Annotated in this window: 6 protein-coding genes; 3 read left to right on the forward strand and 3 right to left on the reverse strand. The window is 60.6% G+C overall.

The annotated features are described in order from the left end of the window. The 3 genes from DWV48_RS03735 to DWV48_RS03745 are packed head-to-tail and all read right to left on the reverse strand — an operon-like array spanning position 1 to position 4,803. Positions 1-795 carry a hypothetical protein gene (locus DWV48_RS03735; protein ID WP_118653506.1) on the reverse strand — a complete coding sequence of 265 codons (795 nt, stop codon included), beginning with the start codon at positions 793-795 and terminating at the stop codon, positions 1-3. Then, positions 779-1,579, reverse strand: a complete 801-nt coding sequence (locus tag DWV48_RS03740; RefSeq protein WP_233546115.1) for a DUF4391 domain-containing protein — start codon at positions 1,577-1,579, stop codon at positions 779-781. Before DWV48_RS03740 ends, DWV48_RS03735 begins: the two co-directional genes overlap by 17 nt. Beyond that, on the reverse strand, positions 1,558-4,803 hold the full coding sequence (locus tag DWV48_RS03745; RefSeq protein ID WP_118653507.1) for a helicase-related protein: 3,246 nt from the start codon (positions 4,801-4,803) through the stop codon (positions 1,558-1,560). Before DWV48_RS03745 ends, DWV48_RS03740 begins: the two co-directional genes overlap by 22 nt. A gap of 344 nt (positions 4,804-5,147) precedes the next feature. Between DWV48_RS03745 and DWV48_RS03750 the strand changes: the two genes are divergently transcribed. The 3 genes from DWV48_RS03750 (at position 5,148) to DWV48_RS03760 (ending at position 9,354) form a co-directional block, all read left to right on the forward strand. Continuing rightward, positions 5,148-5,393, forward strand: a complete 246-nt coding sequence (locus tag DWV48_RS03750; protein WP_233546117.1) for a helix-turn-helix domain-containing protein — start codon at positions 5,148-5,150, stop codon at positions 5,391-5,393. Positions 5,394-6,118: 725 nt separating this feature from the next. Continuing rightward, the gene (gene aspS, locus DWV48_RS03755) at positions 6,119-7,873 is read left to right on the forward strand and encodes an aspartate--tRNA ligase (RefSeq protein ID WP_233546121.1); all 1,755 of its coding nucleotides are present in this window, start codon (positions 6,119-6,121) and stop codon (positions 7,871-7,873) included. Between the two features lie 590 nt (positions 7,874-8,463). Next, on the forward strand, positions 8,464-9,354 hold the full coding sequence (locus tag DWV48_RS03760; protein WP_118653509.1) for an ROK family protein: 891 nt from the start codon (positions 8,464-8,466) through the stop codon (positions 9,352-9,354). The last annotated feature ends 76 nt before the right edge of the window (positions 9,355-9,430 follow it).

The raw sequence follows: 9,430 nt of genomic DNA on the forward strand, positions 1-9,430 counted from the left end.
CTAGGAAAGTTGAGATTTGATTAGTTGAACTATGTAGGGCATGGCGGCAATAAAAACGTCGGTGCCCTTGCCGGCAAGCCAGCTCAGGAGTTTGTCAAGCTTGCTGCCCCGTTTGCTTTTATCTTTTGTGTTGAGATCGCCCATCATCCCTTTGAGCAGCGTCTTCTCGTCATCGGAAAGCGTTGTCTCTGGCAATTTGTCAATCTGTTCAAAGGTTGCCTCTAACGTGACCTGTACGTTGCTCGTGGCGGATGCCGTGAGGCTGACGCTAGCGCCCTGCGCTTCGGCGATTTTCAGCTTACGGAGCTCCTCATCACGGAAATGCTTCAGTTTGTCGATACGTAGTTGCGTCTGTTCATCGTTGAAATCATTGCGATTGGAAGACCCATAGGAATAGGAGGCTAGTCCGTCCGTGTAGGAGTCGTAGCCCCTCGCGTTTGCGTAGACGTAGTCGATTGAGTCGTATACGGCTTTGAGCTCGTCGTCTTTCACGCCCTCTTCAAGAGCTTGCTCCAGTCTCCTGATATGCTGCGTTATAGTTGCGCAGAATGCGGCACCGAACGCTTTGTCGTCTGAGTCTTCCCGCTTTAGGCGCAGCTTCTGGAGAATCATCCCTAGGTCGCTTTTCGAGTAGCGAAATGAGCTTGAGGAATTGATATATTTTAAAGACTCGGGGTTAGTGTAGTCGAGGTCGAAGACCTGCATGATTTCACGGCAGAGCGCATCAACATCCTCATCTGCAGCATCACTCAAAAGGCGCGCCGCTCGCAAAATATACTCATCTAGAACGGCCATTGCAGATCTCCTTTATCTCATCGGCGACCGCCCTCAGGCGTCGCTCCTCTTCCTTCATTTCCATCCTCAGCTTCGCGGACTCGTTGAGCGTTATGTCCTTCGACCGCCGCTGCTCCTTCAGCCGCTTGACGGAGGCTCCCATCTCATCGTAGCGCGACGTGAGGGCGATCAGCTTTTCCCGGTCTCGAGCGGGGCATACGGGGTAGAACCCCAGGCCGCCAATCGCGCGGGACAGCGCTACGGTGCGCGACAGGTCGACCAGGTACTCCCAGAGGTCGCCCTGCGAGAGCCGCCCGAATGCCAGCGCGCCTAGGAAGTCCGCGTATTCTGAACGGCCAGGATCGAACGCGCCCGTCGACTCGACTCGGTCGACGACCGTCGCGCCCTGCTCGGCCTGGCTCCTCCGCGTGAGGGCGACCGATATGCACGCGCAGCCGCCCGCCTCGACCAGGAGCACCGTCGGGTTCGGGAAGCACTTGTGCACGAGCTCCGCCACCTCGGCCACCGCCATGGTCCCGGCTGTCATCTCGCAACGGAGGAAGACGACGCTCTGCACGTTGCGCTCGTCGTCCTCGTACGGCGGGATGCGCGTCGTGGACTTCTGGACCGTGGCGAAGTGCTCGAGGCGCGCGACCTTGTCGAGCCTCTTCTGCTCGGTCTTGGTGAGCATGGCCTGCTTGACGAGCACCGTCTTGGGAATGCGGCGGCATCCCGCGAGCGCCGCTTCGGGCAGGCGCAGGATTCCGTTCCAGTCGATGCCGCTCATCGCAGCACCGCGAAACATACCAACGAGTAGTCGTTGAAGCCCATGACGGTGCCGCTGCCGACCTCGCCCAGGCTGAATAGGCTTTCGATTCCCTTGTCCTGCTGTGTTCCGGTGATGGCTGCCACCACGGTGTCGAGCAGGTCGGCGTAGGTGCCCATCCTCGTTCCGTCACGGGTCTCGTGGTTAAACTCTCGACACAGCTCGGCGATGGGTTCGGGGTGCCCCGAGCAGGCGGCGCGCATGATATCGAGGGCGGGCTTGGGCTGTGTGTGCTTCGTCATGACCTCGCCATCGCCCGACACGTATACCACGTAATACGGGAAGACGGGGTTCGTGTCCTTGGGGTTGTTGGCATCGTCATTTTGCTTGAGGCAGAAGACCACCCCAGGCTTCACGTCTGCACGAAGCTCATCGGGGATGGGTGCCACGGCGTGGAGTCCCACGGGCGATTTCTCAAGTGTGCCGGGGTACTCCTTCGCGTAGCGCTGGAGTTCAACGCGGAAGTCGTCAAAGGCGAAGTCCGTGATGGAGATTCCGCCCGAGATATCCTCGAGGTCGAGCACCTCGCTCTTGAGCTGTTGGAGCTGCTGGCGGCGGTATTTGAGGTCGTTCATCTCGCTGCTGCCCTTGGCCTCCAGCACGTTTTCCTCGCCGGTGGCCGATGCGTCGAGCAGGGCCATGCGCCCCTTAACGCGGCCCTCGAGCTGGATGTACTCGTCGAGCGCGATGTCCGGCCAGAAGTTGACCAGCTGAATCTGGGCGTTCTTGGAGCCCAGTCGGTCGATGCGCCCGAAGCGCTGGATGATCCGCACCGGATTCCAGTGGATGTCGTAGTTCACCAGGCAATCACAGTCCTGCAGGTTCTGGCCTTCGGAGATGCAGTCCGTTGCGAAGACGACATCAATCTCGCCGAGTGCCCTCTGCTGTTCCGGCAGCTCCTTGGAGATGGGGGAGAACCTTGCCAAGATGTTCTCGAAGGTGGTCCTGGGAAGTTTTAGCGAGTAGGTTCGGTTTGAACTGCCCGCCACCTCGGCGCACTCGATGCCGAGCTCTTGCTTCAGCCAAGGGGCCAGCTGCTCGAAGAGATATGCGGTTGTGTCGGCGAACGCGCTGAATACCAGCACCTTGCGGTTTCCGGGGTTGTACGGGTTTCTGACTTTGTCGGCAATGAAGTCGCGCAGCTTCACGAGCTTGGCATCGCGCTCGGGCGTCACCGCGTCGGCGTAGGCGAGCAAAGCGCGGAGCACTTGGATATCGAAGTCGAGGTCCTGACCCAGGCGCAGGGCGTCGACGTCGCGCAAGTCGACGCGCACTTTGCCACCTGCCTCGAACTCCTCGGCATCGTCGTCATCAAAACCGTCCTCGAGGCCCTCGGTGCCATAGGTGACTCCCGATGAGTCGGCGTTGAGCCTCGCGCGCAGGTCGATGCAGCCGTCGAGAATGCGACGTAGCGTGATGCGGAAGCTGTTTACGGAGGACTCCATGCGCTTGAGGACGTTGACTCGCATGAGGTTAGCCACCGCGGTTGTGCGGTGGACCTGGCTTTCGAAGTCCTTACCCCACGTGTCTCCGTAGCGGTCCTCGTACTTGCGCCGCTGGTCGGAGCGCACGTAGGAGAGTACTTGGTACTGGGCGAACGTGAGCTGGGCGATCATGTCGTTGAGATCGGCGACCGGCGGCAGCTCATCGTTAAGGTCGATGGGCGTCTGGAACGACAGGGGCGGATGGCGCGCCGGGAAGGTTCCGCTCGCGGCGCCGTAGTACTTCGTGATATGTTTGCGGCTGCGCGCGATGGTCAGAACGTCGAGCAGCTTGAAGTAGTCGGCGTTCACCGCATTCACGAAGCTCTCGGTTGTGCGCTCGGAGTCGGGGAGTTTGCTCCATTCGTTGAACCTCTGCTGGGCGACGCGCGTCACGTGGGTGATCGACGGGATGCCGTCGGTCTCTTCGAGGTACGCATCGTCGCCCTCGGTGATGAGCTCAATCTGGTTTCGCAGGTCGAGCAGACGGTTGTTCACCGGGGTTGCTGAGAGCATGAGCACCTTGGTGCGCTGGCCTGACTTGATGACGCTCTCGATGAGACGCGTGTAGCGGTCGGTCTTGTCCGCGTCGGTGCTTTTGTTCCTAAAGTTGTGGCTTTCGTCGATGACGAGAAGGTCGAAGTGGCCCCATCGCAGGTGCTCGAGGTCAACCTCGCCGCTCATGCCGTGGTAGCGCGACAGGTCAGTGTGGTTGAGAACCGTGTAGCTGAAGCGATCATCGGCCAGCGGATTGCGGTCATCGTTATCCTGGGTCCACAGAGTCCAGTTGTCCCGCAGGCGCTTTGGACACAGTACGAGGATGCGATCGTTGCGCTCCTGGTAGTACTTCATGACGGCGAGCGCCTCGTAGGTCTTGCCCAGGCCTACCGAGTCAGCGATGATGCAACCCTTATATTTCTCCAGCTTGCGGATGGCGCCCACGACGGCGTCCTTTTGGAAGTCATAGAGTTTGTTCCAAACCACGGACTCTTCGAACTTGAGACCTGGGCGAATGCCGTTGTCCTCATCGTCCTCCATGAAGTCGCGGAACAGGTGGTAGAGGGTTAGGAAATACACGAACTCTGGCGGGTTTTCGCGGTAGAGCGTCTCGACTTGGGCGGCTGCCTGCGCGGTGACCTCTTCGACCATGGCGGGGTTGTCCCAGACCGATTCGAACATCATCTTGAGGCCGACTGCCTCGGTGGCGTTTTCGAAATGGCTCACGCAGGTGACGGTTCCCGGGCGCCGCTCGTAACCGAGGCCCTCTTGCGTGAAGTTCGCGGCGGCGCCCATGAAGGCGTGATCGTTGCCGGAGGGGTTCTCCACCACGTATGTGCCGCCCGGCTGTATGGCGCCGGACGTTTTGGCGGATTTAAAGATTCCCTTCTCGCGGATCCACTCGGCGCACTCGCGCGCGAGCGCGCGCTGGTTGAGGCTGTTGCGCAGTGTGAGCTCGAGCCCCGAGCCACCGACACCCACCTCGCGTGCGCGGCGGGCTACCTGGAACTCGCGAGGCTCTTTCGAGTCGGCCATACGCTTGATGAATGTGGGTTCGCTGAACAGGAAGCGCACCTCGTCGATCTTGGAGAGCTCTTCTTTGAGCTCCCCATAGGCGAACACGGTGAAATACGAGCTGATTATCGACAGTTTTGCGCCGTCGTCGATGGATTCGCCGAGGGCATCTCCCAGGCGTTCGGCGCCGACGTTGCTCAACGATTTCACGTCTCTATGCCACCTTCTTCGCGAGATTTTCAATCAGGCAGGTGTTTACGAAGGGAGAGAGGCGCATGCATTGGAGCGCAGGATCCTCTTTCGTCGTACCATGCAGGGGTTCGGGGATTTGGACGCGATTCATCGGGGAGCTCCCGATCGCATTTCGCCGTGGTCTTGCACCCGCTGCTTTGATTTGACCTGCTGAGCCATGCCATTTCTCCATGTGTATGATATATAGTACAGCAGTGTAGCCCAAATCTGGTATGTACGAAATATCAGACACTGTACGGAATATGAGTCAATACGATGGACTCATGAAGAGAGACGAGACATGTGAGTACGTATGCAAGAAGGTGGGCGAGAACATCGGCCGTCTTCGGGAAGAGCATGAAGTTTCACAGGCTGAGCTTGCCCGGCGAATCGAGGTAAGCCGTCCTAATCTCAATAAGGTTGAAAGCGGCAATCAAAACTTCTCGCTCGACTATCTCGTCCTGATCGCAAACGGTCTGGACATTCCCGTTATCGAGTTCTTCTCCGGCTTGGAAAAAGATTCCCCGCGGGTCATCCTCGAGAAGAGCAGGGCCGCCGACCGGCAATAGGGCCTGTCCGTCGTCCGGTGACAGCGCATTGTCCCTTTATAGCAGCGGATTCTCCCTGCTCATGTGCTCCTAATGTCGAATGGTGGAAGTTCCTAATGTCAGATTTGGGAACATTGCCAACCATTTAAATGGAGCTGGATTAGACCCATGTGCACACAAGCGATGGCTGTTGCAATGTCGAACGTGTCGGCTCGGTTTCAGTCTATGTAGGTCCGATAATGTATCAAATCGTGATTTATATAATCGTGATATGATGAATCCAGATTCTCAAAAAGAGGGTGGGCAGCATGGGCTTTATCGAGTGGAACTTGTTGACGCCGTTGACCTCGTGAGCTGATGTTCGGGGTGTTGGGGCGGTTGACCTGCTGGGCAAACCGTTCGGGGCTCTTGCCGCCATGTAATTCTGCCATTGGCATGCCCGACCCCCACCCTCCAATGTTCCCAGCGTGTTAAGACCGCGTGAGCCGGGTGCTCTTCTGTGATGGAGTGCCCTGCTTTCCGCTATCCTAGTGAGCTGTCGCGCGCGGAGGGCCGCTGTGGCGAGGGGCGATTTCATCGTCGATCCCGGCAGCCGGAATCCGTGTTCGCGATATGCCGAGCCGCGCTGTCTACGCGCCCCGGCAGTCTGTACACCAGCCGCCCGCTTACGGCACGGGGCGGCACAGATCAACAAGGAGGAAGCAGTGGCACAAGACTGCACCACCAACCCCGCCAACATGCATTCCATGCACACCCGCACCTGTGGCGAGCTCCGCTCCGCCAATATCGGCGAGGAGGTTACCCTCACCGGTTGGGTGAGCCGTCGCCGCGACCACGGCGGCCTGATCTTCTGCGACCTGCGCGACCGTGAGGGCATCACGCAGATCAACTTCGACCCCGAGCACTCCGACGGCGACGCCTTCAAGATCGCCGAGACCATGCGTCCCGAGTGGCCCATCCTCGTGCACGGCATCGTGCGCGACCGCGGCCACGACGCGGTGAACCCCAAGCTCGCCACCGGCGAGATCGAGGTCCTCGTCGACCACGCGCAGGTGCTCAACCGCTCCAAGACCCCGCCGTTCCAGATCGAGGACGGCATCGAAACCGCTGAGGACACGCGCCTGCGTTACCGCTACCTGGACCTCCGCCGTCCGGAGATGGCCGCGCGCCTGCGCCTGCGCTCCGATTTCACCTTCGCCATCCGCTCGGCTCTCCACGACCGCGCCTTCACTGAGGTCGAGACGCCGGCCCTGTTCAAGTCCACGCCCGAGGGCGCTCGCGACTTCGTGGTGCCCAGCCGCCTGCAGCCCGGCAACTTCTACGCCCTGCCGCAGTCCCCGCAGCTGCTCAAGCAGCTGCTCATGGTCGGTGGCGTCGAGCGCTACTACCAGGTTGCCAAGTGCTTCCGCGATGAGGACCTGCGTGCCGACCGTCAGCCCGAGTTCACGCAGGTGGACATCGAGATGAGCTTCGTGGAGCAAGACGACGTCATGGCGCAGCTCGAAGACGTGCTCGCCGACGCGTTCGCCAAGGTGGGCGTCGAGATGCCCACGCCGCTGCGCCGCATCTCCTACTGGGACGCCATGGACACCTACGGCTCCGACAAGCCCGACACCCGCTTTGGCATGGAGCTCGTGGACCTCACCGACGTGTTCGCCGGATCCGCCTTCAAGGTGTTCGCCAGTGCCGCGAACACGCAGGGCCACGTGGTCAAGGCCATCAACGCCAAGGGTGCCGGCAGCTGGCCGCGTGCTCAGATCGACAAGCTCGCCAAGGTCGCCGCGACCTTCGGTGCCAAGGGCCTGGCATGGATCGCCTTCCGCGAGGACGGCTCCATGAACAGTCCCATCGTCAAGTTCTTCACCGACGAGGAGATGGCCGAGCTCCGTCGCCGCTGCGACGTCGAGCCCGGCGACCTGGTGATGTTCGCCGCCGGCCCGCGCCTCGAGGCAAACGAGATCCTCGGCGGCATGCGCTGTCACATGGCCGACGCGCTGGAGCTCCCGCGCGAGGGCCACGACTTCCTGTGGGTCGTGAACTTCCCGCTGTTCCATTGGGACGAGGAGGGCAAGCGCTACGAGGCGGAGCACCAGCCCTTCACGCTGCCCCACATCGACGAGCTGCACCTGCTCGACGAGGACCCGCTCAAGATGGGCTCCTGCACCTACGACTTCGTCATGGACGGCTTCGAGGCCGGCGGTGGCGGCATGCGCATCCACGACTCCGAGCTGCAGCTCAGGATGCTCGAGTTTATGGGCTTCACCGAGGAGCGCGCCCGCGCGCAGTTCGGCTTCCTCATGGAGGCCTTCGAGTTCGGCGCCCCGCCGATGGGCGGCTTCGCGCTCGGCCTCGACCGCGTGTGCATGCTGCTTGCCGGCACCGACTCCATTCGCGACGTCATGGCGTTCCCCAAGACCAGCAGCGGCTCCGACCTCATGTCCGCGGCTCCGTCCGAGGTGAGCCTAGCGCAGCTCAAGGAAGTCGGCCTGCGCCTGGAGTAGCCTCGCTTTTCCAGGCACCCCACCTCGCCCTTCAATCGTCGGGCGCCGCACGCAAGGCGTGCGCCCTCCTCTTTCAGAGCGATCTGGGGCATCTGGAAAACCGAGCGGCTGCGCGAGGCGCCCGACCTTGCCCCTCAATTTGGGGACAGACACGTAATTGAGGTTCAAATCTTGCACTTGATGGGGAGGCAGCCAGTTGGCCGCCTCCCCATCTTACAAATAACGACAATTTGTACCAATGGGGCGCGATGTTGGAACTCTCGGCGCCGGTGGTTCTAAAGAAGACGAACAAATAATGGAAATATGTCCAATATCGTCATCGCGTGGCATCGCTTAGGGAGTCTCAATCGCGTCTGTTTCTCAAAAATGTCTTCGCCGACGTTGATTTTGGTACAGATTATCGATATTTGTATATGATGGCGCCGAGATGGCATAAGGAGTCGGGCTGCGCCTGGGGTAGCTCGCATGTTCGTATCTCAATTTAGTGCCTGTTCCTCAAATGAGGTACCAATCACCTCCGTTGACCATATGGACGGGTATTGGAGTTTTATACTGGGGTGACGGATGAAGCCGACCCGAGGGAGGGCGTTATGGACCAGCAGTTGATCGGTGCGATCGAGGCGGGTGGCACCAAGATGGTGCTGGCGACCGGCTATGCCGATGGAACGATCGTGGAACGTGCGAGCATTCCCACCGAGGAGCCAGCGAAGACGGTTCCCGCCATGGTCGAGTGGTTCGCCGATAAGGGGATCGCCGCTCTGGGTATCGCTGCCTTTGGTCCCACGGCGGTCAATCCCAAATCGCCCGACTACGGTCACATCCTGCAAACGCCTAAGATCGCTTGGCGCGGCTATGACTTCCTTGGCGAAATGGCCCGTGGGCTCAACGTACCCTGCGGCTACGACACCGACGTGAACGGTGCATGCCTGGGCGAGGTCATATACGGTGCGGGCAAGGGCCTCGACAACGTGATCTACATCACGGTGGGCACCGGCATTGGCGCGGGCGTGTACGTTGGCGGGCATCTGCTCCACGGCATGCTGCATCCCGAGGCCGGGCATATCGCGCTTGCGCGCGTGCCGGGCGATGAGGGCTTCGCGTGCAACTGCCCGAGTCATGAGAGCTGCTTCGAGGGCCTCGCCGCCGGTCCCGCCGTGGTCGCCCGGTACGGCGTGGAGCGGGCGTCCGACATGGCCGACGATGAAGGATTCCTCGAGCTCGAGAGCACGTACATCGCCCAAGGTATATGCACGTATATCTATACACTCTCGCCGCAGCGCATCGTGTTGGGCGGTGGCGTGCCCGATCACGCCCCCAAACTCATGGCCCGCGTGCGCGCCAAGGTACTCGAGCAAATCAATGGGTATCTGGCGACGCCCGAGCTCGCGGATATCGATACCTATATCGTGTCGCCCGCCTGCGACGGCAACCAGGGCGTGCTTGGTGCCATCGCCTTGGGCGCCAGAGCACTCGAGGGCTAACACGGGGTTCCCTGCTTCTAACACGAGCACGGTGCCGTAAGGATATCGGATGGCGCCGCGCGGCCAGTTAGATGGC

Source organism: Collinsella sp. AF08-23 (genome assembly GCF_003479805.1).
Taxonomy (GTDB): Bacteria; Actinomycetota; Coriobacteriia; order Coriobacteriales; family Coriobacteriaceae; genus Collinsella.

Bases quoted from the DNA above. Each gene is read 5' to 3' on its own strand.
- DWV48_RS03735 (WP_118653506.1), bottom strand. From the start codon at position 795: ATGGCCGTTCTAGATGAGTATATTTTGCGAGCGGCGCGCCTTTTGAGT.
- DWV48_RS03740 (WP_233546115.1), bottom strand. From the start codon at position 1,579: ATGTTTCGCGGTGCTGCGATGAGCGGCATCGACTGGAACGGAATCCTG.
- aspS (WP_233546121.1), top strand. From the start codon at position 6,119: ATGCACACCCGCACCTGTGGCGAGCTCCGCTCCGCCAATATCGGCGAG.
- DWV48_RS03760 (WP_118653509.1), top strand. From the start codon at position 8,464: ATGGACCAGCAGTTGATCGGTGCGATCGAGGCGGGTGGCACCAAGATG.